At 46.1% G+C, this 21,814-nt stretch carries 29 protein-coding genes; 20 read left to right on the top strand and 9 right to left on the bottom strand.

Translation table 11 applies throughout. The features are described 5' to 3' along the window. Positions 1 to 80 precede the first annotated feature (80 nt). The 4 genes from K2225_RS12625 to K2225_RS12610 are packed head-to-tail and all read left to right on the top strand — an operon-like array spanning position 81 to position 2,803. Entirely contained in the window at positions 81 to 914 is an 834-nt protein-coding gene (locus K2225_RS12625) for an alpha/beta fold hydrolase (RefSeq protein WP_220585093.1), read from the top strand. A gap of 8 nt (positions 915 to 922) precedes the next feature. Next, positions 923 to 1,705, top strand: coding sequence for an SDR family oxidoreductase (locus K2225_RS12620; RefSeq protein WP_220585092.1), 783 nt, complete (start codon positions 923 to 925; stop codon positions 1,703 to 1,705). Positions 1,706 to 1,725: 20 nt separating this feature from the next. Then, a complete protein-coding gene (locus K2225_RS12615) occupies positions 1,726 to 2,079 on the top strand; it encodes a VOC family protein (RefSeq protein WP_220585091.1) in 354 nt (117 codons plus the stop codon). A 10-nt stretch (positions 2,080 to 2,089) separates the two neighbouring features. Next, on the top strand, positions 2,090 to 2,803 hold the full coding sequence (locus K2225_RS12610; protein ID WP_220585090.1) for an alpha/beta fold hydrolase: 714 nt from the start codon (positions 2,090 to 2,092) through the stop codon (positions 2,801 to 2,803). 122 nt (positions 2,804 to 2,925) lie between these two features. Here K2225_RS12610 and K2225_RS20080 read toward each other — a convergent pair whose 3' ends face one another. Beyond that, positions 2,926 to 3,057, bottom strand: coding sequence for a hypothetical protein (locus K2225_RS20080; protein WP_255574507.1), 132 nt, complete (start codon positions 3,055 to 3,057; stop codon positions 2,926 to 2,928). A 107-nt stretch (positions 3,058 to 3,164) separates the two neighbouring features. On the opposite strand from K2225_RS20080, the gene K2225_RS12605 reads away from it, so the two are divergent. Beyond that, a complete protein-coding gene (locus tag K2225_RS12605) occupies positions 3,165 to 3,968 on the top strand; it encodes a metallophosphoesterase family protein (protein WP_220585089.1) in 804 nt (267 codons plus the stop codon). Further along, positions 3,910 to 4,317: an NUDIX hydrolase gene (locus K2225_RS12600; RefSeq protein ID WP_220585088.1), complete on the top strand. Its 408-nt coding sequence runs from the start codon at positions 3,910 to 3,912 to the stop codon at positions 4,315 to 4,317. Before K2225_RS12605 ends, K2225_RS12600 begins: the two co-directional genes overlap by 59 nt. 49 nt (positions 4,318 to 4,366) lie before the next feature. Here the strand turns inward: K2225_RS12600 and K2225_RS12595 are convergent, their stop codons facing one another. The 3 genes from K2225_RS12595 to K2225_RS12585 all read right to left on the bottom strand — a co-directional run bounded on the left by K2225_RS12595 (position 4,367) and on the right by K2225_RS12585 (position 7,459). Then, the gene (locus K2225_RS12595; protein ID WP_220585087.1) at positions 4,367 to 5,044 is read right to left on the bottom strand and encodes an NAD(P)H-dependent oxidoreductase; all 678 of its coding nucleotides are present in this window, start codon (positions 5,042 to 5,044) and stop codon (positions 4,367 to 4,369) included. Between the two features lie 73 nt (positions 5,045 to 5,117). Beyond that, positions 5,118 to 5,756, bottom strand: coding sequence for a YczE/YyaS/YitT family protein (locus K2225_RS12590; protein WP_220585086.1), 639 nt, complete (start codon positions 5,754 to 5,756; stop codon positions 5,118 to 5,120). Positions 5,757 to 5,902: 146 nt separating this feature from the next. Then, positions 5,903 to 7,459 carry an ABC-F family ATP-binding cassette domain-containing protein gene (locus K2225_RS12585; RefSeq protein WP_146813018.1) on the bottom strand — a complete coding sequence of 519 codons (1,557 nt, stop codon included), beginning with the start codon at positions 7,457 to 7,459 and terminating at the stop codon, positions 5,903 to 5,905. 104 nt (positions 7,460 to 7,563) lie between these two features. Between K2225_RS12585 and K2225_RS12580 the strand changes: the two genes are divergently transcribed. From K2225_RS12580 to K2225_RS12560, 5 genes are all read left to right on the top strand, one after another. Next, positions 7,564 to 8,460, top strand: a complete 897-nt coding sequence (locus K2225_RS12580; RefSeq protein ID WP_220585085.1) for an NAD(P)/FAD-dependent oxidoreductase — start codon at positions 7,564 to 7,566, stop codon at positions 8,458 to 8,460. 173 nt (positions 8,461 to 8,633) lie between these two features. Next, positions 8,634 to 10,148 (top strand): potassium/proton antiporter, encoded by a 1,515-nt coding sequence (locus K2225_RS12575; RefSeq protein ID WP_220585084.1) that lies wholly within the window; start codon positions 8,634 to 8,636, stop codon positions 10,146 to 10,148. A gap of 556 nt (positions 10,149 to 10,704) precedes the next feature. Further along, on the top strand, positions 10,705 to 11,130 hold the full coding sequence (locus K2225_RS12570; RefSeq protein WP_146813021.1) for a DMT family transporter: 426 nt from the start codon (positions 10,705 to 10,707) through the stop codon (positions 11,128 to 11,130). Positions 11,131 to 11,146: 16 nt separating this feature from the next. Next, on the top strand, positions 11,147 to 11,842 hold the full coding sequence (locus K2225_RS12565) for a Crp/Fnr family transcriptional regulator (protein WP_220585083.1): 696 nt from the start codon (positions 11,147 to 11,149) through the stop codon (positions 11,840 to 11,842). Positions 11,843 to 11,853: 11 nt separating this feature from the next. Then, entirely contained in the window at positions 11,854 to 12,330 is a 477-nt protein-coding gene (locus K2225_RS12560; RefSeq protein WP_220585082.1) for a DMT family transporter, read from the top strand. Positions 12,331 to 12,361: 31 nt separating this feature from the next. On the opposite strand, the gene K2225_RS12555 is transcribed toward K2225_RS12560, so the two are convergent. The 4 genes from K2225_RS12555 to K2225_RS12540 all read right to left on the bottom strand — a co-directional run bounded on the left by K2225_RS12555 (position 12,362) and on the right by K2225_RS12540 (position 16,189). After that, on the bottom strand, positions 12,362 to 13,252 hold the full coding sequence (locus tag K2225_RS12555; RefSeq protein ID WP_220585081.1) for a manganese catalase family protein: 891 nt from the start codon (positions 13,250 to 13,252) through the stop codon (positions 12,362 to 12,364). A 12-nt stretch (positions 13,253 to 13,264) separates the two neighbouring features. Beyond that, positions 13,265 to 13,492 carry a YuzF family protein gene (locus K2225_RS12550; RefSeq protein WP_146813025.1) on the bottom strand — a complete coding sequence of 76 codons (228 nt, stop codon included), beginning with the start codon at positions 13,490 to 13,492 and terminating at the stop codon, positions 13,265 to 13,267. 239 nt (positions 13,493 to 13,731) lie between these two features. Continuing rightward, positions 13,732 to 15,573, bottom strand: a complete 1,842-nt coding sequence (locus K2225_RS12545; RefSeq protein WP_220585080.1) for a terpene cyclase/mutase family protein — start codon at positions 15,571 to 15,573, stop codon at positions 13,732 to 13,734. A 115-nt stretch (positions 15,574 to 15,688) separates the two neighbouring features. Then, positions 15,689 to 16,189 carry a peroxiredoxin family protein gene (locus tag K2225_RS12540; protein ID WP_220585079.1) on the bottom strand — a complete coding sequence of 167 codons (501 nt, stop codon included), beginning with the start codon at positions 16,187 to 16,189 and terminating at the stop codon, positions 15,689 to 15,691. Between the two features lie 260 nt (positions 16,190 to 16,449). Here K2225_RS12540 and K2225_RS12535 point away from each other — a divergent pair, with 260 nt between their 5' ends. From K2225_RS12535 to K2225_RS12515, 5 genes are all read left to right on the top strand, one after another. Beyond that, the gene (locus K2225_RS12535; RefSeq protein WP_220585078.1) at positions 16,450 to 17,061 is read left to right on the top strand and encodes a hypothetical protein; all 612 of its coding nucleotides are present in this window, start codon (positions 16,450 to 16,452) and stop codon (positions 17,059 to 17,061) included. Between the two features lie 69 nt (positions 17,062 to 17,130). Next, positions 17,131 to 17,556, top strand: coding sequence for a DUF4871 domain-containing protein (locus K2225_RS12530; RefSeq protein ID WP_220585077.1), 426 nt, complete (start codon positions 17,131 to 17,133; stop codon positions 17,554 to 17,556). 13 nt (positions 17,557 to 17,569) lie between these two features. Next, positions 17,570 to 17,749 (top strand): hypothetical protein, encoded by a 180-nt coding sequence (locus tag K2225_RS12525; RefSeq protein WP_220585076.1) that lies wholly within the window; start codon positions 17,570 to 17,572, stop codon positions 17,747 to 17,749. A 23-nt stretch (positions 17,750 to 17,772) separates the two neighbouring features. Next, a complete protein-coding gene (locus tag K2225_RS12520) occupies positions 17,773 to 18,072 on the top strand; it encodes a hypothetical protein (RefSeq protein WP_220585075.1) in 300 nt (99 codons plus the stop codon). A gap of 13 nt (positions 18,073 to 18,085) precedes the next feature. Next, positions 18,086 to 18,529 (top strand): GNAT family N-acetyltransferase, encoded by a 444-nt coding sequence (locus K2225_RS12515; RefSeq protein WP_220585074.1) that lies wholly within the window; start codon positions 18,086 to 18,088, stop codon positions 18,527 to 18,529. Between the two features lie 162 nt (positions 18,530 to 18,691). On the opposite strand, the gene K2225_RS12510 is transcribed toward K2225_RS12515, so the two are convergent. Continuing rightward, positions 18,692 to 19,054, bottom strand: coding sequence for a VOC family protein (locus K2225_RS12510; RefSeq protein WP_220585073.1), 363 nt, complete (start codon positions 19,052 to 19,054; stop codon positions 18,692 to 18,694). A 346-nt stretch (positions 19,055 to 19,400) separates the two neighbouring features. On the opposite strand from K2225_RS12510, the gene K2225_RS12505 reads away from it, so the two are divergent. The 4 genes from K2225_RS12505 to K2225_RS12490 all read left to right on the top strand — a co-directional run bounded on the left by K2225_RS12505 (position 19,401) and on the right by K2225_RS12490 (position 21,802). After that, entirely contained in the window at positions 19,401 to 19,745 is a 345-nt protein-coding gene (locus K2225_RS12505) for a MerR family transcriptional regulator (protein WP_220585072.1), read from the top strand. Further along, the gene (locus tag K2225_RS12500; protein ID WP_220585071.1) at positions 19,742 to 20,200 is read left to right on the top strand and encodes an SRPBCC family protein; all 459 of its coding nucleotides are present in this window, start codon (positions 19,742 to 19,744) and stop codon (positions 20,198 to 20,200) included. Before K2225_RS12505 ends, K2225_RS12500 begins: the two co-directional genes overlap by 4 nt. Before the next feature lie 120 nt (positions 20,201 to 20,320). After that, positions 20,321 to 21,187: a cupin domain-containing protein gene (locus tag K2225_RS12495; protein WP_220585070.1), complete on the top strand. Its 867-nt coding sequence runs from the start codon at positions 20,321 to 20,323 to the stop codon at positions 21,185 to 21,187. Positions 21,188 to 21,424: 237 nt separating this feature from the next. Then, a complete protein-coding gene (locus K2225_RS12490; RefSeq protein ID WP_220585069.1) occupies positions 21,425 to 21,802 on the top strand; it encodes a hypothetical protein in 378 nt (125 codons plus the stop codon). Positions 21,803 to 21,814: the final 12 nt, after the last annotated feature.

Genomic DNA, 21,814 nt, shown 5'->3' with positions numbered 1-21,814 from the left:
ACTTTCAATTAAATCGTAGAAGGCTATTATAGAGAAAGTAAAAGTATGGAACCCATGAGCAAAACATTTAGGAGGACCGTATGGAACGTTATTTTATAAAAGTACGGGACAAAAAAGTCCGTGTTACCGAATGGGGAGAAAAAAGTCATCCCGTCATTTTCTGTTTACATGGACTAGGATCGACGAGTCTCAGCTTTATCGAGATTGCGGAAGCCTTGCAGAACGAATACCATGTCATCTCTATAGACGTCCCTGGACATGGGCAGTCAGACCCTTTTGACACAGGGGAAGAGTATGAAATGAAAGCAATGGTTACCTGGTTGAAGGACGTACTCCATGAGTTGAACCTTGAAAAATTCTATTTTCTATCTCATTCATGGGGATGTTTCCTCGCTTTATTCTACGTTGATGCTTATCCAAACGATGTGTTAGGAAACATCCTTCTGGATGGTGGATATCAGACGAAGCGTTTGGGAAATCAAACCGTCGAAGAGGAAGTGGCTTTTTATGAAGAAGACTTCGAAGAATCGGTGGAAAGTTGGGAAGCGTTTTTAGATCACGCCGTCTTCGCACCGGGTGCCCGACGGTCAGATTCATTGAAGCTCGCTGCAGAGGACCTCGCTTTGAAAAAAGGTGGCAGGTTTTATTGGCATGCCAGAGGCCGAACCGCGGCGGCGATGGTACGAGCGATACACAAAGATGAAACTGCAGACCTTTATCACCGACTGCCTTCGGACTTGCTTTTATTACGAGCCACTCAACCGGAGAGTATGGAGACGCAAAGGAAGAAAACCGCTTCTATTTTTGAAAAAGAAACTGGGGCGGAAGTCGTGGAGGTGCCGGAAGTTTCTCACATGCTGCACTGGGATCGTCCCCAACTGGTCGTGCAATACATAAGAAATCAATGGAGTTGAAACATCTTATGAAAAATCTAAAGAGGAAAGTTGCCATTGTCACAGGCGTGAGTCGTGAGAATGGAATTGGAACAAGTACGTGCTCTAGACTCGCTGAAGCAGGAGCGGATATCTTTTTTACTCATTATCGTTCCTATGATGAAACAGATGGAGAAGGAGTAGAAGAGCATTGGCCGGAAACGCTTGCGAAACAGCTGGATGAAAAAGGGGTTCGAGTCGCTCACATGGAAGCGGATTTGAGGGATGAAGACCTACCGCAGAAGTTATTAGAAAAGGTAGTAAAAGAAATTGGCGTGCCCTCGATTCTCGTCCATAATGCTACATACAGTGTGAACTCGAACTACAAGGATTTGACTTCAGACCTGCTGGATCATCACTATGAAATCAATAATAAAGGACCGATCCTGCTGACACAGGCCTTCGCCAAATTATATGAGAAAACGTTCCAATCTGATGAAGAAGAAGGAAGCATCGTCTTTTTAGTATCTGGAGGTCCGGACCCTGATCATCTTGCTTATATAGCTACAAAGGGTGCTTTGAAAGCGATCACCCCGCCTTTAGCCACAGGACTCGCGCCCATCGGAATCACTGTGAATGCCGTCGATCCTGGCCCGACGGATACGGGTTGGATGGATCAGGAAACGAAAGAAGGTCTTCTGCCCTTATTCCCTAAAGGGCGTCTCGGAACAGCGGATGATGCGGCCAAGCTGATTCGATTCCTGGTGAGCCCGGATGCTTCGTGGGTCACAGGGCAGGTTATCCATTCGGACGGTGGATTTTTAGGTCGATAAGAATAAAGGAGGACAATCCGATGAAAAGTCCGATTCAAAACGAAGTAGGAGCCATTTTTGTACCAGTCAAGGACATTGAAAAAGCACGTGACTGGTATTGCGATTTGCTTGGTGTGCCAGCGGAAGAGGACTTTCCAGGCGGTCACCTTTACGTTTTACCCATGAAACATGCAAGGGTCGTGCTGGATAGCAAGATTTATTCAAAAGAAGCGGTGTTTAAAGCCCCGGCCTTTCATTTCAACACAGCAGACATCGAGGCTGCTTATACGTATATGAAAGAAAAAGGAATCAATGTGGTTTCTGACATTCAATTCGGCCATTTTTTCAATTTCAAGGACCCAGATGGCAATCTACTGATGATTTGTAAATGCTAGGAGGAGAACGATGATTTTACATACAGATGTGGTCGGAGACGGGGAACCACTCGTCTTTCTGCACACCGGCTTACAAACGGGTAAAACGGACTTTGATAAGCAGGGGGAGTATTTCTCCTCGAAATACCAGGTAATTTCGCCTGATTTACGGGGGCATGGGGAATCTCCGTCTGAAGATTCGGATAACTATTTTAATCAGGCAGCTGATGATCTGGCAGCAACGTTAAGTTCTTTAGGAATCAACCATGCTCATATCACTGGGTGTTCATTAGGAGCACTCTTAGCCATCTTTCTAGCAAAAAGACACCCTGAATTTGTGCGGACTTTGGCGATTTCAGGAGTGACTCCACTCAAGCCGGAAAATTGGAAATCTATGAATGAAGAAGAGTCAAAGTTCCGCCTGAACCTATTAAAAGACGAAGAGACATGTGCCTATTTCGATTCTCTCCACGGAGAAGGGTGGCAACGGTTTATTCATATGGGGCAGGACGACGATTGGTACCCATTTGAAGCCATCCGTTCCATACAGACACTGACCATGCCCATCCTGTATGTAATCGGAGAAGGGCTAGAGCATGAGGTTCACGGCTTGATGGATTACAAAGAACAATCGGATTCTGTTCATACAGCCGTTCTACCTTTTGCATCTCACTTGGTCCATACAGAACAACCTGATTTATACAATAAGACGTTGGAAGTGTTCCTTTCCAATTACGAATCCTAGTGGCGTTTACGGCATAGAATGAAGAAAAACCGAACGGTCAATGTTCGGGTTCAAATGGTAATTATGTGATTCTTCTAATGTTAATCGTACGAATATCCGTCATGTGGGTGGACTGGTCTTTATCATTGATCCATAAAAAGGAAATCATTGTTCAGGTCGAGTGCTGCATTGTCTGAAGTGAACTGGACGAAAACGCCTGTGCCAATGGACCTTCCTGCTGAAAACACTTCAATGCGGTCTCCTGTGCGAAACATATCGATCACCTCCTTCCATCAAAGAAGGATATCCTATGAAAATTTATCGTTCATAGCTTGGACGGGTGTGTACAATTCTCTGTTAAATAAGGAAGGAGGTTCTAGGGATGAAACGGCTGGCTGTAATGACGGATGTGCATGGAAACATCTATGCCTTGCAGGCCGTCCTCCGCGACTTAAAAAAACAGCGTATAGATAGCACATTTTGTACGGGTGACCTGATCGGGATCGGGCCTTTTTCCAATCAAGTGTGTGAAAGGCTGTATTCTTTGAAGGACATGTATATTGTCAGAGGGAATCATGACGAAGCTGTGCTTGCTTTAATGAAAGGTGACCCTTATCCTGAAAGTAGGATTGATGTGCAAGAGCATCATCAGTGGGTGGCCGATCATTTGTATAAAAGATATGCGAAGTGGATCGAAAGCCTGCCAAGACAGATGGTGAAAGAGATCGAAGGACGGTCGTTTCAGTTTACTCATTATCCGATGGACGCGAAGTCGAGTGTGCTTCCCATCAGTGAAGACCCGTTTGACCAACTGGTACCACCGAATGGAGAAAACTTTTCGCAGTTGGAAGAGTTAGAAGCAGAGACGGTGCTATGCTTTGGTCATGACCATGATGTCCACCATTTTTCCATGAACGATCGAGTATTTTTCAATCCAGGGGCTTTGGGTTGTAACAACGTACCTTATGCACGCTATGGAATCATTGAAGTAGAGGATGGAAATGTCCGATTCATCAAGCGTCAAGTGCCTTATCCCATGGCTACATATTTAGAACACTTAAATCGGATCGACTTCCCGCGTAAGGAAGTGATTCTGAAGCTTTTTCAAAAAAATAGGAGGACCCATCATGACCCCACCGAAACATATCGTATCAGCAGCGACCATTATAACGAATCAAGAAAATGAAGTGCTTCTAATCAAAGGACCGAAGCGGGGCTGGGAGATGCCTGGAGGTCAAGTGGAAGAAGGCGAATCTTTAAAAGCGGCCGCGATCAGAGAAACGAAGGAAGAATGCGGATTGGAAGTTGAAGTCACAAGGTTTTGCGGTGTATTCCAAAACGTCGATCGCTCCATCTGCAACACGCTGTTCTTAGGAAAAGCGGTAGGAGGAACGCTCAGGACGACAGATGAAGCGTTGGAAGTCGGTTTCTTTCCCTTGGAGGAAGCACGTGAAATGGTGACATGGGGCAACTTCTGGGAGAGAATTGAACTCTGTTTAGATGAAAGCCGTCAGCCATTTTTAGTGGATTTTTGATAGTTCAGTTGAAAAAAAGGAACTTCCTTCGAGGAAGTTCCTTTTTTATTTATTCCACCCATTTCACGACATCGTCGAAAGAACGGCGTGATTTTTCAGGCTGCTCCTGGGCACGGTAGCCGAACGCACACATAACGGAGATCTGGAAGCTTCCGTCTTCGAGAAGGCCTTCATTTTCCAGGAGTTCATTCATTTTGTCCATATTGAAACCTTCAATCGGGCAGGAGTCGATGCCGATTTCGGCTGCAGCTGTCATCATGTTGGATAGAGCAATATACGTTTGTTTTCCAGCCCAGTCATAAAGAGGGCGGTCGCCTTCAAGAAGGTCGAAATCTTCTTTTTGGAACTCTTCGATCCGGCTCAAATATTTTTCCAGGAAATCATCGGGCAGCTGTTTGACGTTCTTAAAGTGATTTTGCAAGTATTCGGAATCATACTGAGTATCTTTCCTCGTCCTTGCGAGGAAAATGACGAAGTGACTCGCATCTGGAAGTTTCCCATACGCTCCCCAGGCTGTGTCTTTGATTTTTTGTCTCAGTTCAGGATTCTGAACGACGACAAAACGCCACGGTTCAAAACCGAAAGAGCTCGGAGATAATCGGCCGACTTCAAGGATGAATTTGAAATCATCTTCTGGAATGGTCTGATCCGGGTCGAATTGCTTGGTCGCATGTCTGAACTTGGCTGCGTCTAGTATTTCCTGCTTTTTTGTTTCTTTGTCACTCATCTTTCTTTCCCTCCTCGTTTCGTTTACAAAAGTAATATACCACGGAGGAGAGGGAAGATTCATGAATTTTGCTTTAGACAGATTCCTGGTAAGCAACTTCTCCGCCAGGGTGCAAGCGATAATAGATCGGATACGCTCTCGTGTAGAAATATTGAATCACGGGCCCAAGAAAGAGCATCGGAGCAAGGGTCCCGAGTCCGACCGGTCCACCAATGGCTAAGGCGAGGCTTGTCATGATCACAGCTACCAAAGTTTGACCTGTCTGAAGACTCAATTGAAACCGTGAACTTACCGCAAGGAACAACTGATCAACCGGAGCCCTCGGAAATTGAGGCAGGATGTAGATCGCGACTCCCAATCCGATGAATCCGACTCCAGCAAGCAGGGTCAGTACTTGCAAAGCGTATGGGGCGGTGGATAAGTTGACCGGAGCAAAAACAAATTCCAACCAAAAGTCCAAAATCAAGCTTTCCAGAAACACAGGTACGACCGCCCTCGATTCAGGCAGAGAGTTCATCAATTTGGCATTGATGAAAATGATGATCAGTTGAAAAGCCCCGTACCAAAAACCGACGGTATAACCGAAGTGATCGGATACCCCGATGAAGAACGAGGTCCAGAAACCAGCCCCGAGCGTCGCGTTGATGAGAAGGGCCACCCCGAAGAAATTGATGAGCATGCCGACAAGGTAAACGGTGGCACGATAAAGCATGAAATATGCCTCCTTTCCATAAAAAAAGTGGTCACGAGTAGAGGAATTCTCTAAATCGTGACCACATTTTATTAGCGATTATTTTATAGGTCAAACAAAAAATTTTGGAAAGAAAATCGAGTCCCGTCTCGGAGGAATTACGACTTTTAAAAGACTTTCGTCGTCCAATCTTCGCAGTTCCATACGTCTGTGACGACATCTTCGTAGAATTCAGGTTCGTGTGAGATGAGAAGGACACTTCCTTTGTACTCTTTCAACGCACGCTTCAATTCAGCCTTGGCATCCACATCTAGGTGGTTCGTCGGCTCATCGAGTACGAGCAGGTTCGTTTCTTTATTGATCAATTTGCAAAGACGCACCTTCGCTTTTTCACCACCGCTCAATACTTGGACCTTGCTCTCGATATGTTTCCGAGTCAGTCCGCATTTTGCAAGTGCCGCGCGCACCTCGTATTGGGTGAAGTGACGGAACTCTTCCCATACTTCCTCGATACACGTGTTGTCTCCGATCTCCTTCAATTCTTGTTCAAAGTAACCGATGTGCAAATGCTCGCCAAGCTCGACGGAACCTGAAACCGGCTGGATCTCACCAAGAATACTTTTCAGCAAGGTCGTTTTACCGATGCCGTTCGCTCCGGACAAGGCGATTTTCTGCCCGCGTTCCATCGATAGGTTGAGGGGCCTGGAGAGAGGCTCATCGTAACCGATGACAAGGTCTTTCGTTTCAAACAAATATTTTCCCGGAGTCCGGGCCTGCTTGAAATTGAATTGCGGTTTCGGCTTTTCGGCATCGAGTTCGATGACGTCCATTTTATCCAATTTCTTCTGACGGCTCATCGCCATCTTACTTGTCGCTGCATTCGCTTTGTTTCGGGCGACGAAGTCCTTCAAATTGGCGATTTCTTTCTGTTGCTTTTTGTAGGCGGCTTCCAACTGCTGTTTCTTCATGTCATAGACGCGAAGGAATTCATCATAATCTCCAGGGTAGCGGCTCAGCTCCTGGTTTTCCATATGATAGATCAAGTTGACGACGCTGTTTAGGAATGGGATGTCGTGGGAAATGAGGATGAAGGCATTCTCATATTCCTGCAGATACGTTCTCAGCCATTCGATGTGTTCGACATCGAGGTAGTTGGTCGGCTCATCGAGAAGTAGAATTTCCGGCTTTTCCAGTAACAGTTTCGCAAGCAGGACTTTCGTCCGCTGTCCGCCACTGAGGTCATGGACATCACGGTCAAGTCCGATTTCGTTCAGACCGAGTCCGTTCGCGACTTCTTCCACTTTGGCATCAATCGTATAAAAGTCGTTATTTGTCAGCATATCCTGAAGGACGCCGGTCTCTTCCAATAGGTCCTGGAGTTCATCCGGATCGACTTCCCCCATCTTGGCAAAAAGGTCGTTCATCTCCTGCTCCATGTCGAACAAGTATTGGAAAGCTGTCCGCAAAACATCGCGGATCGTCATGCCCTGTTTTAAATCGGCATGCTGATCAAGGTACCCGATACGGATCCGTTTCGACCAGGTGATCTTTCCTGCATCCGGTTCAAGTTTTCCTGTAATGATATTCATGAAAGTCGACTTGCCTTCACCATTCGCTCCGATCAAGCCGATGTGTTCTCCTTTTAACAAACGAAAAGACACGTCATCAAAGATCGCACGATCCCCGAAGCCGTGGCTCAAGTTTTTCACTGTGAGTAAGCTCATTGTCGTTAACACCTTTTCTATCGTTAGATTCGTCCTTCTATATTATAAAGGGGAATGAGGGGAAACGATAGGGGAAAAGTAGGAAGAGTTGAGGAAAGGAGTGGATGGACTTGTCTTATGATTGTGTCATCATCGGTGGAGGCATCGCCGGTTTGCAGGCAGGTATCATGCTTGGAAGGTATCGGCACCGAGTGTTAATGATCGATAGTGGCCGGGGGCGTTCCAGTCTTTGTCATAGGTATAACAATATTGTCGGGTTTCCGGATGGAGTCAGCGGCCGACAGCTTCGCCAGGACGGGATCAAACAAGCACAATCCTCTGGGGCGGAAATAATGGAAGGAAAAGTCATCGATGTCCATTCAAATTTCATCGTTGAAACGGAAGAAGGAAAACCCTTTCCTACTCGGTCGATTTTGTTTGCAACGGGGATTGAAGAAAAGTTTCCTCCTATACCCGGGATCAAAGAGTGTCTGGGTTTATCTGTATATGTTTGTCCGGATTGTGATGGATATGAAATCACAGGCAAAAAGACGGCTGTCGTAGGAAATGGAGAAGCGGGTGCGCAAATGGCGGTCACTTTGAAAGACTGGAGTGAGGAGATCATTTACTTCAATCACGGCGGGGCACCTCTATCTCTTGAGACACAGGGGAAGCTTCGAGAACACAGGGTCCTTGTGCAGCAGGCAAAAGTCATTGAGTTCGAGCATCACAGAGGTGTACTGGAAGCGATTCATGCGGAAGGTGGTCACCGCTTGGAGATAGGTAAAGCTTTTCTTGCTTTCGGTGGAAATCGGATTCAATCGGATTTAGCGGTAAAGCTTGGGGCTGAAGCAAACGATAAAGGCCACCTCCTTGTGCATCCCAGGACGAAAATGACCAATATCGAAGGAGTATGGGCCGCAGGTGATGTGGTGGACCATACTCAATTCGTCACGACAGCCATGGGAGATGGGGCACAGGCGGCGGTCTGGATACACAAATGGCTGAAAGGCGCAAGGTGATATCTTTGATTTCAGGCTATGGATATAGGATAATGATGGATATATCATGGACGCTTCCTATCCTAAACATTCTACTTCTTATCCATTGATCCACGCTCCATCTACTGTATTTCCAAGACATCAATCCAAAACATTCAAAACAAATTGAGTGCATAAGGAGAATCGAAACCTACATGTTTTTTGACGCTTTTGGGACGGATTCATTTTTATTACTTACTGCATTATTATTATTCAGCGGTGTGCTTGTAGCGAAGTTTTCCAGCCGTTGGGGTATTCCTGCATTGATTTTGTTCATCATGGTCGGCATGGCTTTTGGCAGCGAAGGTCTCGGAATCGTGTATTTCAGTGATGCCGGAACCGCCCAGGTCATCGGCGTATTTGCCCTCGTCATCATTTTGTTCGAAGGTGGTCTACATACGAAATGGGGAACGGTGCGCGCCGTTGCCGTACCTTCGTTATCTCTTGCAACTTTAGGGGTGCTGATCACCTCGCTTATCGTAGGACTTGCCGCTTATCTATTGTTTGAACTCAGCTGGCTGGAATCGTTCCTATTCGGTGCGATCGTTGGCTCCACCGACGCAGCGGCCGTTTTTGCGGCACTGAAAGAAAGAAACATCAAGGCGAAAATGGGAGCGACCCTTGAGGCGGAGTCTGGAACCAACGACCCGATGGCCGTCTTTTTGACATTATCTCTCATTGAATTGATCACGGCAGAACAATCATCGTTCTGGATGCTCATCCCGACGTTCTTCCTCCAGATGGGGCTTGGTCTTATCATCGGTCTGGGGTTAGGAAAATTAGCATCCCTGTCTATTAATCGCATCAAACTGGACTCCAGCGCCCTTTATCCGATTTTTTCCGTAGCCTTTGCTTTAGCTACCTACAGCATAACCGCATTCAGTGGAGGAAGTGGATTTTTGGGCGTGTACGTAGCGGCATTGGTGATCGGAAATAGTGAACTGACGTATCGATATTCGATCTTCCAGTTCAATGAAGGATTCGCCTGGATGGCACAGATTCTTATGTTCGTGATCCTCGGTCTTTATGTTTTTCCGAGTGAATTGTTTACCGCAGCTATTATGGCTAACGGTATACTTCTATCAATCGTGCTGATCTTAATTGCAAGACCAATGGCTGTTTTCTTATCGTTGATCAAGATGAACTATTCAACGAAAGAAAAGTTGTTCATATCCTGGGCAGGTTTGCGCGGGGCGGTACCAATCGTACTCGCTACCTTTCCGATTGTGGAAGGACTGCAAAACAGCCAGGCCCTATTCAATCTCGTCTTCTTCGTCGTTCTGACCTCAGCGCTGGTGCAGGGATCGACGATATCGTTGGTCGCGAAAAAAATGAACCTTGTCGGACCGAAAAAAGACATTCCGCACCACAGCATCGAATTGATATCTATGGGGAAAGCCAAAGCGGAAATGATTCAATACCAAACCAATGCTGAATCAGCCGTTGTCGGGAAGAAGCTCCATGAAGTCAGCTTCCCTAACCGTGCTAACATCAGTGCCATCATTCGGAACAACGAAGTCATCACACCTTACGGGGAGACGGAAATCAAAGCTGGAGACTTCCTGTACATCCTTGTGGAAGATAAGTATAAGGAGCAGCTGAAGAAGACGTTAGAGCAGCGCGTGCAGAAAAGTGAACAGCTCATGAAAGAAAAAGACGCTTCCTCCTAAAGCGTCTTTTTCTTATGGATACATATTTTCCTAAAGCTTCCTTTTGTGAAGGGGCAGTTTCGAGACTTTTGTATGAGGATAGAGTGGTTGGGAAAACGACTCGCTTTCCGTGGGCGAGTGCTGAGCCTCCTCGAGCTGACGCTCTGCGGGGTCTCATCTACCACGCATTTCCCACAGGAGTCTCCTCGTTTTCCCAACCACCATCGATAATGAGATGCTCGAAACACCCTTCAGTTCAGAGAGCTATAGAGTGTGGAGAATCCGATAAAAACAGTATTAGAGGGTGTTTATGCTACTATCATGGGCAGACCCTTAGCTGAATGACTTCAAGATGAATTAATCGCAAGGGCGGATATCTAGGAGGAAAAAAGTGCATGTTGAGACCCCGGAAGGCATGAGCCTGAGGAGGCTCAACGCGCTCCCGCGGAAAGCGAGTTATTCCCCTCCGCCCTCGCCATATTGTTGAATATGTGATAAATTTAAGGCTTTAGGACATATGTCCTTTCCGGAATTGGCGTCATCCTTTTAAATGGAATTCAGAATAGGAGGATGAACGATGAAAGGTGCTTTATTTTCACTACTCGGAGGCTTGTGCATCACGATGCAGGGCATCTTCAATGCGAGGATGAGTGATTCCATAGGCGGCTGGCATACCACTTCGATGGTCCATCTGGTCGCCTTCACGATATCCATTCTCGTATATTTTTATGTCAGAGACGGAAAAGGGAAAAGCTTTAAAAGAGTACCCTTCCTTTATTTGATCGGAGGGACGTTCGGAGTGGTCGTCGTATTTGCAGAATTGACGGCCATCAAAATGATCGGGCCGGCCAGTGCCATCGCGATTTTACTCGTCGCACAAATCGGCACGGCTTTTGTGATCGAATCGAAAGGCTGGTTCGGGGAGAACAAAGTTCCAGTGACGAAAAGGCAGGGAATCGGAATCGCTATGATGCTCGTGGGTGTCATCCTTTTCCAGTTGTAAAAAGGAGTTCGTTTTTATGAAAGAAAACAAAAAAATCAATCCACACCCTTATATCGAGAGGTACGATCTTGAGCGGATCTTTCCCGAAGAATTCATTCCAAAGGTCACCGTGTACACGTTCACGAAAGGTGACGTTTTATTTGCTCCAGGTGAAACGTTGAACGATATGTATTTGCTCGTTGAGGGGAAGATTAAAATTTTCACCCTGACACCGGAAGGGAAGTCTCTCATCAACCGTTTCAAACGGCCGCTCGGAGTGGTCGGGGATGTGGAATATGTCAAAGGGAATTCGGTCATCAATTCTGTCGAGGCTGTATCTGATGGCGTGATGCTAGCTGCATCCTTTGAAGACTTGAAGGTTCTTGAAAGGAATCATCCGCCATTCATTCGTTTTTTACTGGAGACGGTGGCGCACAAGTTTTATTCTGAATCCCAGGCGTCGAGCCTGCATATGCTCTATCCTGTCGAAGTGCGGCTGGCCAGTTATTTCTTATCCATCTCCTCCGATGGGGAAGGGACACTTTTTCATCAGGAGATGCGGACGGCGAATTTGACTGAGCTTGCAGAATGGGTGGGGACGAGTTACCGCCATTTAAACAGGGTGCTGAAAAAAATGGTATCGGATGAGATTATCGAACGAGCGAATGGATCGATTAAGATTAAAGATTTGGAAAAACTTCGGGACCTTGCGAACGGAAACATCTATGAATAAGGAGGGATACAATGCTTGGTATATTATTTTCAGTCGTGGCAGGCATTTTGATCAGTATGCAAAATGTCTTCAATGCACGTGTCAGTGAAAAAACAGGAGCATGGGCGACGACATCACTCGTGCTCGGCTTAGGGCTTGTCTGTTCACTGCCCGTCTTTTATGCTATGGAACAAAGGAGCCTGTTTGAATTCGGAGATGTGAACAAAATCTTTTTGTTCAGTGGTGTTTTCGGAGTAGGAATCGTGTTCTGCCTGATGCGCGGGGTTACCTTGATCGGACCTGCCTACGCGATTTCCATCGCCCTCATATCTCAAATCGTCATCGCTTTTGCCATCAATACGGGAGGATGGTTCGGCTTCGATGCTTCCCCTCTTTCTGTGACAAAGCTTGTAGGTATCGCTTTGTTAATCGGCGGAGTGCTGGTGTATAAATTGGAAAAGCCTTCTTTGGAAGAAGAGCAAGAGGAAGTCGAACGACTGAGAGCGTGACCTCACATGGAGGATCACGCTCTTTTTTTCTTTACATATTCTCCATTAATTTCTTGGCAATTCGTTCGTAATCATCCCGATCGATGCCAGGTGCGAATTCTTCCGGCAGGTCATCGAGGTCAGGAATCGGAGCTCCTTTTGGTGTTCCTTGGATGACTTGCAGCGGTTGTCCGTTTTCGGGGTTCGTCCCTTTCCAGATCTTCTTGATTTCCTGATAGTCATAATCGCTCCATGTGTACAGAATGTTATCCAGTCCCTGGTCGAGATAAGGGCGGGCATAATCGAACTTAGAGTTGTCGAGGTCAGGAACAGGAAGCATTTTTTTCACATCAACCCCTGTAGCGATCTCCAATGCTTTCGCATAAGCAAGGGCATGCGTGCCCCCTCGAACAAGTAAGTAGCCGATCATTTCACGTGCCGTGGGGTGATCGGTCATTTCATAGACCCGCATCTTATGTGTTCGTGCACCGAGTTCGAGAAAGAAGTTGTGTAAAAGATCAAGCACCAGGTTGCCACTGGAAAAAACGTTATCGCCCGTCCAGGCACGTCCCATGGAATCGCCTGGGAGTGCCGTTTGGGCTGTGGCGATGAATTGATAGGTATTCCTTTTGTTCAACCCATTCTGAAGCGGGGTGATATTAGGGTCCCCGGTGAATGTCACTCCTCGAGTGAGCAGGTTGATCGAATTGTTCACGAGTTCGACATGCCCGAACTCTTCTGCTGTAATACTTGCCACTAGATCGTAGAATGGACGGTGTTTTTTCTTTTGGCGAAAAGCGAAGGACTGAAACATGTAATTATTCAACGTGGACATTTCGCCGAACTTTCCACCTAAAAGTTCTTGAACAGCAGCAGCGGCATTCGCGTCGCCGTGTTCAGGAATGGTCAGAGCAATCTGCATCCGGTCGAGTCGCTTAAACATGACATCCTCCTTTTACTTGTATCGTTGATCAGGAAACACCCAGACGATCTGCTGGGTCCTTACGAAAAATGGAGTCCCACTCACCTCGACGACGATATGGTCCGGCATGACCGTCTTCAACCCGCCACGTACGGACCCTTGTGTCGTCTGGACGACGACAGGTGCGCCTTGAATGGACAAGAGCGTCTGGTACACATAGGGATCGATAGCGGAATTCATGGACACGTTTTGAGAATTCATTCGTTCTGCTCCCTTCACAGGTAGTCTCACTTATTGATGTATATGTACAAACCTCCTTTTTAGGCATTCTTGGCTGGAAAAAAGAGGGGGGAGGTTTTGTATTTGACACTGTGGATTTCGGTATATTAGCGGGTTTTTGAATTTTATTAGGAACTTTCTCGCTTTTATTAGCAGGTTTCGGAGTTTTATTAGCGACTTCCCCGATTATATTAGCAACTGTCCGTTATGTTACGTTTCTTCTAAGAACTGAGCGATGAATATTTTTTCAATACGAGGAGAGGCCAAATATAGTTGTAGCTGTGATAGTAGATGTAAAAGTTCCCTGGAAGGCCTGCACCTGTCGGGTATTCATAGGTCCAATCCTTCGCCTCCAGTTTTCGAAGCAAGCAAGCGATGCCTTTTTCAATGCTCGGCGTCCGTTTTTCATACACCATCATCAAAGCATCCAGCGCCCAGGAGGTTTGCGAAAGAGTACTCTCTCCTAAAGGAATGTAGGTCTTCTCTTGATCACTTTTACACGATTCTCCCCATCCACCGTCTTCATTTTGAATGCTCTCAATAAATCGGACGCCTTTTTTGATAAAACGATCATCCTTGCTTACTCCTACGGCCCGCATACCTGTGATGGCAGCCCAGGTTCCGTAAATGTAGGTGATGCCCCAGCGTCCATACCATGACCCATCGGTTTTCTGATGAGAGCGCAGCCAGCTCAAAGCTTTTTGAATGCGAGGATCCGTCAAGGGGAAACGTGCATCGGTACCAAGGAATTCGAGAGTACGTCCCGTCAAGTCCGCTGTGGAAGGGTCGATGCTTGCCGATTCCGCCCCATCCATGGGAACAAACGTCATGAGAGGGTTCGTTTTCCCTCTCTCGAAGGCAGGCCACCCTCCGTCTACATTCTGCATCGCGAGCACCCACTTCAAGCCCCTTGTGTAATGGCTTTGGAGAGAGGGGTCTTTTCGCAGGGCCCGTAAAGCAGCGGTCGTATCATCGACGTCGGGGTGAATACTGTTGCTTTTGGAAAATCCCCATCCCCCTGGTTCTGTATGGCTGGTCGTTACCATCCAGTCTCCGAATTTGGCCTGTTGGTGTTTCAAGAGAAATTGTTCGGCTTCATGTAGAGGGACATCCGATGCGGGACGCACTTGAAGGGCATGACTCAACAGGGCCGTATCCCATATATCGGAAGGTGAGTTTTGGATATGGAGGCCGCGCTCTGTGGAACAGGCATGCCGGATCAGCCCCTGGATGGCTTTTTTGATGATGGGATCGTGTTTTTGATACCCACAGCTCACTAGGGCATAAATCATATAAAAAGTGGAAGTGAAATAGCTGTATAAGGTTCCATCCTTCTCGATCCGCTGCAGCATGTAGGTGAGCAGACGCTGCCTTGCAAGCAGATAGAGTTTGTGAGGAAGGCCGGTCAGGGATTTGACCGCTTCCTGGACACTTGTCAATAAGGACCGGCTTTCCTCAGGGATCAGCTCTTGATCTTCTCGAATGAAACAGTCACTCATATCGGAAATGCTTTTGTTTTTCATTACGAAAGGTTGATCGGATAAGAGAAGGAGCGGTGCCATGTGCACACGGGCGTAACTACTGAAATCAAAAAAAGATATGGGAGAGGAAGGGGGCAGCAATATGACGTGAACAGGCAAGTGGAAAAGATTCGGCCATGGATACTGTCCGTGGATAGCCAATGTGATCTTGGTTAGAGAATGTGCACGATTCAGCCCGCCGTGCTTTCGTATGAATGTTTTGGCTTTCTGGATCGGGAGGTCGTCATTTGAATAGTATCCAGCATAAAGAAGGGCGAATACCGCTTCGATCGTTGCAGAAAGGTCTCCTTCATCGTCGGCGTAGAGTTTCCAGTACCCCTGTTCGTTTTGAAGAGAAGAGAGCCGCTCACACAACTGGTTGGTCAGCTCTTTTTCCTTTGTAAAAGCTTGAAGCAAAAGAATCATACTAGTATCGGTGATCAGACTGTTTTCAAAACAAAAATGAAAACGCCCGTCAACAGTCTGGTGTGCGTGAATCTCAGCTGTCAGTTGGGCTATGGCTTCATTAACCCTTTCGTTCACAATGATTCACCTTCTTTTCATTCATCCTACTTTTTTTATATGAAGCGGCTGCTTCATTCAGAAGAAGCTCTTTTCGCATAAAAAACGAGCTTCCAAGATAGAAGCTCGCTTTCCGTTATTTTAAATTTTCTCGGATATACTTGATGATTTTTCTGATTTCATCAGGATGTGGACGGCCGAACGGACTTGTTTGTCGCTGCTGATAAAGGACACGACCCTGCTCATCGGTCAAAAAGTAAGCAGGTTCACCGTGCGTTCCATGGTCTTCGTAAGGAGCATGCTCATCATGATAATGAACATGGTAGTTGGAAAGGAACTCCAGGTTCTCATCCATCAAGATAGGGAAGGTGAAGTCATGCTCACCCACCATTTTTTCTAAACTGTCCTTGCTTTCATGAGTAATCGCAGCGAATTTGATGTCGTGTTCCTCAAAGTAACTCAACGTGTTTTGGAATTCATCCAGCTCACTCATGCAGACAGGACACCACGAACCGCGGAAATACACGAATAAGTACCAGTGGTTATTTCCTTTGAGGTCTTCGGAAAAATGAAACTCTTCTCCCTGTACGGAAGACAGTTTAAAGTCAGGCGCATGTTGATTTAATTTAAAGCTCATTAAATGACACTCCCTTTTCTTTTTTTATCGCTCATACAGTCCCATACCCTTTTCTAGGCAAAAGTAATTATTTTTTCAACCCTCCACCAATCTGGATGTGTTAATCCGATGAGGGACATTTCATTTGAGGATTCACAGGTGTGGGATCGAATTAGGTAGAGTGGTTGATCCGTCTTCAGGGGTAAAGCCTACAGCTGTATAGGTTATTTAGAGAATAAATACCCATATTTTGGTACAATGGAGCAAAGGGTGATGACAAGATGAAAGCAGTTCTTTGGATCATTGGAAGTATTGGGGTAATCGTTGTAGCCATGGTTTTACTTTTCATTTATGAGATGACGCCAAATGCAAAGATGGAAACGAAAGCCAGAGAAATAGGGGAGGATTACATACATAAGCATTTTGATGGGCAGGCGGAAGTCTATGATGTGCTCTATGACAATATGGGGAACTTCGAGTTCGATTATGCGGCGAAAGTTACGCACACGTCGACAGGGGTCGATTTTCTTATCTATGAAACAGGGGATTCCCGCGTTGTGAAAGATACGTATGCGAGCAGTTATTATGAAAGTCAAATAGAGAGAGGTCTAGAGCCATTTGTCAAGAATATGGAAGGTGTGGTTTCCCATATGGTTCATATCTCAGATGTTCCGGGGAAGTATCAGGGGACGGATGTGCTGCCGGAACTCAATGACTTGAATCTTGTTCCCAATATCATTATAGATTTGGAACGAGGGGCGAAGGCGGATGATCAAGAAACGATGGAAGATCTCTTCGTGTTTATGAAAGAAAAACTGCAGATTGAACATGGAGGTGGTCGCTTTGTGTACGATCCGTCTTCGGGAGATGAGATGCTCCAAATGGGTTATTAAGGATAGGGATGGAAGGAATTTTAAAGGTTATTCGTTTGCATACTTAGGAAAGCTGGATAGGAGGATGTTATGAAAAAAGTGGTTTGGATTGTTTTCTTCATCATTTGTGCAGGGTGTCAGGCGACAGAAAATGAGGAGCCCGCTGTCCCTACGAAAACCGAGGAGTTTGAAGTTGGTTCCTACACAATGAGAGGAATCCCTGACAAAGTTGCGTTTATCGATGCCCCGTGGATGGAAGGGGCGGTGCAGAAGTTCATGTGGCATTTTTGGGGAAGCGAAGATGAACTGACAGGACCGTTCAAAGTCACAGGTACTCATATTAACACGGGTGAAACAGTAACCGTTTTTGAGGCCGCAGAGATTGCTGGCCCGGTGAATGGCGCAGATGCGTCTCTTCCATCAAATATGTCTTTACCTAAGAGTGGGGACTGGAAATTGCAAACGAGTATGGACGGGGAACCGTTTGGGACGATTCTTGTAGAAGTGAAGCAATAAGGGAGGGGTCCAGGTGGAAACAGCAGCCATCGTAATCGTGATCGCCATCGCCGTTGTTCTAGATTATTTTTGGTTCGATTATGATCGTAAGCGTTGGGGATGGATGAAAAGTTGGACGCGCATTCAAAAAGGTTTATTCCTGACGAGCTTCTTCGTAGCGGCTATGGTCATTTATATCGGTATGAGTTTATAAGTTTGATAGAAAGGTTTTTACTAATGAGAATCTTATTAGAGTGGTTACGAATCGTGTTTCTATTCATTTTCGGAGGTGCGCTGGTCTGGGTGATCCTTGGTCCTTTCTACAACGTTCATCCTTCATCTGGAGAGTACCAATGGCTCGGAGCGCTCGGCGTGTTTGGATTCCTATTCGTGATGTATAGAAATCGCTGGCAGTTCTCCGGCTGGTACAAGGGAAAAAGAAAAAACAAACTTTCCAGAAGGATGACCAGAATCATTGTGACGGGGTCGTCGGTGCTTTTAGCATCTCCATGGGTAATCGCGGTCTTCTATCATTGAGGAGGGAAAAGATATGACAATTAACCGTTTGATTGAATTGCAGTCCACAAAGGAAATTCAGTCTGCGTATCCTGTTATGAAGGAGTTGAGGTCTCATTTAAGTGAAGAGCAGTTTGTGGAATTGGTCGAAGAGGCCATGGATGTGGATCGCTATCATCTTTTTGCTCTATATGCGGGGGAAGAAATTGTTGCCGTGACAGGGTTCAAAGAAATGACGACCCTGTATTATGGCCGTTTCGTCTGGGTTTGTGATTTGGTGACATCATCTCATCATCGGTCGCAAGGCTATGGCGAGGAGCTCCTGTCTTTTGTTGAAGATTGGGCACAAGAACACGGGCTGGGGAGTGTCGCTCTTTCTTCTGGAATCAGTCGTCTGATGGCCCATCGATTTTATGAAAATAAAATGGATTATGAGCGGGTCAGTTATGTATTCAAAAAGTCCTTCGCGGAAGGTTAAGGCAGGTGCAGCTGGTGCTCATGGTTTACTGACTGCTTCTCCGTACACCTGTCGAGACCTGCATCAGAAGTGCCGTGAACGAGAAGAATTCCCTTTATGACCTCTGCTGCGTTCTGCTCCTTGTTCTCCGGTTGGCTTTCATTTGTTTACGGATCAGACGTTTTATCCTGTGCAAATCATCACGATATTTCCGTCAGGGTCCTGGATATTAAAAAAAGAGACATCCTCAAACCTTTGAATATCACTCTTGATGGTGTATCCGAGTTGTTCCACGAAGCGGTAGGAGGCATCGATATCTTCCGTATGAAAATTGAATAAGGGATGGGACGATGGTGTAACGTGTTCCAAGCCGGCATCAAGAGTGACGCCCGTAGGAGTGGTCATCGGCAGATTGTAAACAGGGGGATGGACATTTTCTTCCGTAAAAGGTTCCCCAATCAGCTCACTGTACCACCGGGCGGAGCGTTTGAGATCAGTGACAGGAATGAAAGTCGTATGAAGGCGGTTCACAATGGGACTTTTCAAATCGTTCCCTCCTATAAATTTATATTTCTACCATAACATGAAAAGGTATCATTTCTCTGGCTTATGTCACAGGCGTCTTAGAAGATGTGTACCTATGGAAGAAAACGTACCTATGCGCTGACTACATATGATTAAGGAACAAACCAGAAAATAAAGGAAGCATATGTCTCTCTGCACGAATGGAAGGAGTGGAAGGGGGATCCAAGGACTTGGAGTCGTGACATCTCAGGAAGACTACCATTTGTGGAAGGATCAGGTTCCACTTCCTTTGGAACTTTGGGAAACGGTACGGACTTGACTCTGTGGTGCACCCCACGGTTTACTATAAGAAGTGGGAGGACACACCGTGTATAAAATCAGCGAATTTTCACAACTGACCGGGCTCAGTAAAGAAACGCTCCGGTACTATGCAGAAGTCGGCCTGCTTGAGCCTGCCTACATCCAGCCGGATAATCACTACAGGTATTATGATGATGGCAGTTATTTTTTAGCGCTCCTGCTGGGCAAACTCCGGGGACTTGGTTTCACCATTCAGGAGATGAAAAAAGTGATGGAGGATGAATCCTTCTTACAACTGGAAGCATTGCTACTTGAAAAACGGAAAAAGATTCATGATGAAATGCAGGTGCTGCAAGAAAGACTGGCGGACATTGATGCATTTTTAGAATCTGGCAGGGAGGAAAAAGAATGATCCAATGGGAAAACGATAGAGTGATTGCCGCACCGATTGACGAAGTGTGGGAGCTTTTCAGAGATGACAACATTAAACGGATCATGCCTAAAGTCGAAGAGCATGAATTGATCGAGAAAACGGAAAAGGAAGTAGGGGCCAAACACCGCCAAACCTACCGGGAAGGGAAGCGTTTGGAAACTTACACGGTTGAGACGCTCGCTTATGAAGAGTCACCGGAACGTAAGCATAAAAAAATCGCTTTCGTCATAGGGAAAGCGTTTGAAGTGACGGCTTCCTTTTTATTGGAGAGAGTGGATGAAGAACACACAAGGCTCACTTATTCCGGACAAAACAAAGGGGTGAACTTCGTCGGTAAGGCTATGATGAAACTGGCCAACAAAAAAGGGAATGAGCGTGTCGTCGAAGAATTTCTGGATCGTGTTGAAAAAGAAGCCACGCATACGAACGTTTAAAAGCACCCGTCGAACGACGGGTTTTGTTTTGTCTTTTTCACCATATGGAAATGTGTACACGTATGATTTTCTCTCATCCTGCATAGAAATGGTTATAGTTTGGAGAAGGGGATGAGGTGTATGAGTCACATTCCATATGGCTATGGGTACCCGCAAGCAAGGGCGTTTAGAAGTGCTGAGCAAAACACCGAAGACATTTTGGAAGGAATCAAAAAGAAGGACGCGGCCGTTCAAATTTTTCGTCAGTTGGCTGAAGTTGCTCCGGATGAGTCCTATCAGAACGAAATCCATCAAGCGTTAGAGAATGAGCAGAGGCATTTGAATCATTTCAAGAATTTATATACATCATGGACGGGTGAGCAGCCGGAATATGAAAAAGAAGAAGCGGATTTCCGCACGTTTGAAGAAGGATTAAGAGCGGGCTACGACCATGGGGTGGAAGAATTTGAAATATACCAGAAAGCGTACTTAGAAAACCAGGGAAATCAGTTGGGGGACGTATTCTACAGAGCCTGTCATGATAAAGCTGTCACGACCAACCGAATCGTGGCTTTTTACCGGGGGGAAGGCCGGATTGTCATCAAAGATTATGGCGGTCAGCCATTCGTCCTCAATATTGAAGAAGCGACGAAGCAAAACCGTACTTTCCGGACAGCTTTATGGACGGGAGACCACCTCCAGGTGACTCTGATGAGTATAGCGGTAGGGGATGATATCGGTTTGGAAGTCCACCCTGATGTGGATCAATTTTTGAGAATTGAGCAAGGGCAGGGACTCGTTCAAATGGGGGATACGAAAGATCAGTTGAATTTCCAGCAGCAAGTCTCGGATGACTTTGCCATCATGGTACCTGCAGGGAAATGGCATAACCTGACCAATACAGGTCAGCAGCCTTTAAAACTGTATTCCATCTATGCACCGCCAGAGCACCCTTTCGGAACCGTTCACAAAACGAAAGCAGATGCGATGGCTGCTGAGGAATCATAAGCAAGTTAGGGGCGTACGGTTTTAGTCGAGCCACCTACGTCTTCATATATGGCCGGTAGACCAAATTGTAGTTGATTTGGTCTTTTTCTTTTTTTATATGGCAATTCATGATTATGGGAAGAGAGTGGGGAGGGCTTTATGAATCTTGATGAATCAAAAGGATAGTGATCATTTGATGGTGAAAAGTTGTGTTGATCAAGAAAGGGAAAAAATATGGGATAACGGGGTGGTGCTTAAATGATCACAGCATGGATAGGAAGTATCACGTTATTGGGCGTGGCCATTTTATACGGGTTGTTAGCTTTAGGGATGCCCTATGGAGAGTTTGCTATGGGTGGAAAATATCAAACCTTACCGAAAAAGATGCGCCTCGCCTGTGTGCTATCCCTATTGATTCAATTGGCTGCCATCCTGTTTCTTTTGCAAATGGGAAATGTCTTATCCATCGTTTTCTTAGCCCCCATGGCAAAAGAAGTGTGTTATTTCTTCGCGCTCTATTTATTCCTGAATACAGTCCTGAATGCTTTTTCTAAAAGTAGGAAGGAAACGTTTGTCATGACACCTTTATCTTTCATTGCAGCGGTCTGCTTTCTCCTCACGGCGTGGAATGGGTAGTGTGGCTGTTTC

Source organism: Halobacillus sp. Nhm2S1 (assembly GCF_019599545.1).
GTDB lineage: Bacteria > Bacillota > Bacilli > Bacillales > Halobacillaceae > Halobacillus.
Note: the sequence above shows the minus strand (reverse complement) of the source record. Positions and strands in the feature narration are given on the sequence as shown.

What these genes read in the sequence shown, in the direction of transcription:
- K2225_RS12515 (WP_220585074.1), top strand. Translation starts at nt 18,086, where the DNA reads ATGACAATTAACCGTTTGATTGAATTGCAGTCCACAAAGGAAATTCAG.
- K2225_RS12575 (WP_220585084.1), top strand. Translation starts at nt 8,634, where the DNA reads ATGTTTTTTGACGCTTTTGGGACGGATTCATTTTTATTACTTACTGCA.
- K2225_RS12580 (WP_220585085.1), top strand. Translation starts at nt 7,564, where the DNA reads ATGGACTTGTCTTATGATTGTGTCATCATCGGTGGAGGCATCGCCGGT.
- K2225_RS12615 (WP_220585091.1), top strand. Translation starts at nt 1,726, where the DNA reads ATGAAAAGTCCGATTCAAAACGAAGTAGGAGCCATTTTTGTACCAGTC.
- K2225_RS12625 (WP_220585093.1), top strand. Translation starts at nt 81, where the DNA reads ATGGAACGTTATTTTATAAAAGTACGGGACAAAAAAGTCCGTGTTACC.
- K2225_RS12540 (WP_220585079.1), bottom strand. Translation starts at nt 16,189, where the DNA reads ATGAGCTTTAAATTAAATCAACATGCGCCTGACTTTAAACTGTCTTCC.
- K2225_RS12550 (WP_146813025.1), bottom strand. Translation starts at nt 13,492, where the DNA reads ATGAATTCTCAAAACGTGTCCATGAATTCCGCTATCGATCCCTATGTG.
- K2225_RS12555 (WP_220585081.1), bottom strand. Translation starts at nt 13,252, where the DNA reads ATGTTTAAGCGACTCGACCGGATGCAGATTGCTCTGACCATTCCTGAA.
- K2225_RS12495 (WP_220585070.1), top strand. Translation starts at nt 20,321, where the DNA reads ATGAGTCACATTCCATATGGCTATGGGTACCCGCAAGCAAGGGCGTTT.
- K2225_RS20080 (WP_255574507.1), bottom strand. Translation starts at nt 3,057, where the DNA reads ATGTTTCGCACAGGAGACCGCATTGAAGTGTTTTCAGCAGGAAGGTCC.
- K2225_RS12585 (WP_146813018.1), bottom strand. Translation starts at nt 7,459, where the DNA reads ATGAGCTTACTCACAGTGAAAAACTTGAGCCACGGCTTCGGGGATCGT.
- K2225_RS12565 (WP_220585083.1), top strand. Translation starts at nt 11,147, where the DNA reads ATGAAAGAAAACAAAAAAATCAATCCACACCCTTATATCGAGAGGTAC.
- K2225_RS12500 (WP_220585071.1), top strand. Translation starts at nt 19,742, where the DNA reads ATGATCCAATGGGAAAACGATAGAGTGATTGCCGCACCGATTGACGAA.
- K2225_RS12570 (WP_146813021.1), top strand. Translation starts at nt 10,705, where the DNA reads ATGAAAGGTGCTTTATTTTCACTACTCGGAGGCTTGTGCATCACGATG.
- K2225_RS12620 (WP_220585092.1), top strand. Translation starts at nt 923, where the DNA reads ATGAAAAATCTAAAGAGGAAAGTTGCCATTGTCACAGGCGTGAGTCGT.
- K2225_RS12605 (WP_220585089.1), top strand. Translation starts at nt 3,165, where the DNA reads ATGAAACGGCTGGCTGTAATGACGGATGTGCATGGAAACATCTATGCC.
- K2225_RS12590 (WP_220585086.1), bottom strand. Translation starts at nt 5,756, where the DNA reads ATGCTTTATCGTGCCACCGTTTACCTTGTCGGCATGCTCATCAATTTC.
- K2225_RS12490 (WP_220585069.1), top strand. Translation starts at nt 21,425, where the DNA reads ATGATCACAGCATGGATAGGAAGTATCACGTTATTGGGCGTGGCCATT.
- K2225_RS12560 (WP_220585082.1), top strand. Translation starts at nt 11,854, where the DNA reads ATGCTTGGTATATTATTTTCAGTCGTGGCAGGCATTTTGATCAGTATG.
- K2225_RS12600 (WP_220585088.1), top strand. Translation starts at nt 3,910, where the DNA reads ATGACCCCACCGAAACATATCGTATCAGCAGCGACCATTATAACGAAT.
- K2225_RS12530 (WP_220585077.1), top strand. Translation starts at nt 17,131, where the DNA reads ATGAAAAAAGTGGTTTGGATTGTTTTCTTCATCATTTGTGCAGGGTGT.
- K2225_RS12610 (WP_220585090.1), top strand. Translation starts at nt 2,090, where the DNA reads ATGATTTTACATACAGATGTGGTCGGAGACGGGGAACCACTCGTCTTT.
- K2225_RS12520 (WP_220585075.1), top strand. Translation starts at nt 17,773, where the DNA reads ATGAGAATCTTATTAGAGTGGTTACGAATCGTGTTTCTATTCATTTTC.
- K2225_RS12595 (WP_220585087.1), bottom strand. Translation starts at nt 5,044, where the DNA reads ATGAGTGACAAAGAAACAAAAAAGCAGGAAATACTAGACGCAGCCAAG.
- K2225_RS12535 (WP_220585078.1), top strand. Translation starts at nt 16,450, where the DNA reads ATGAAAGCAGTTCTTTGGATCATTGGAAGTATTGGGGTAATCGTTGTA.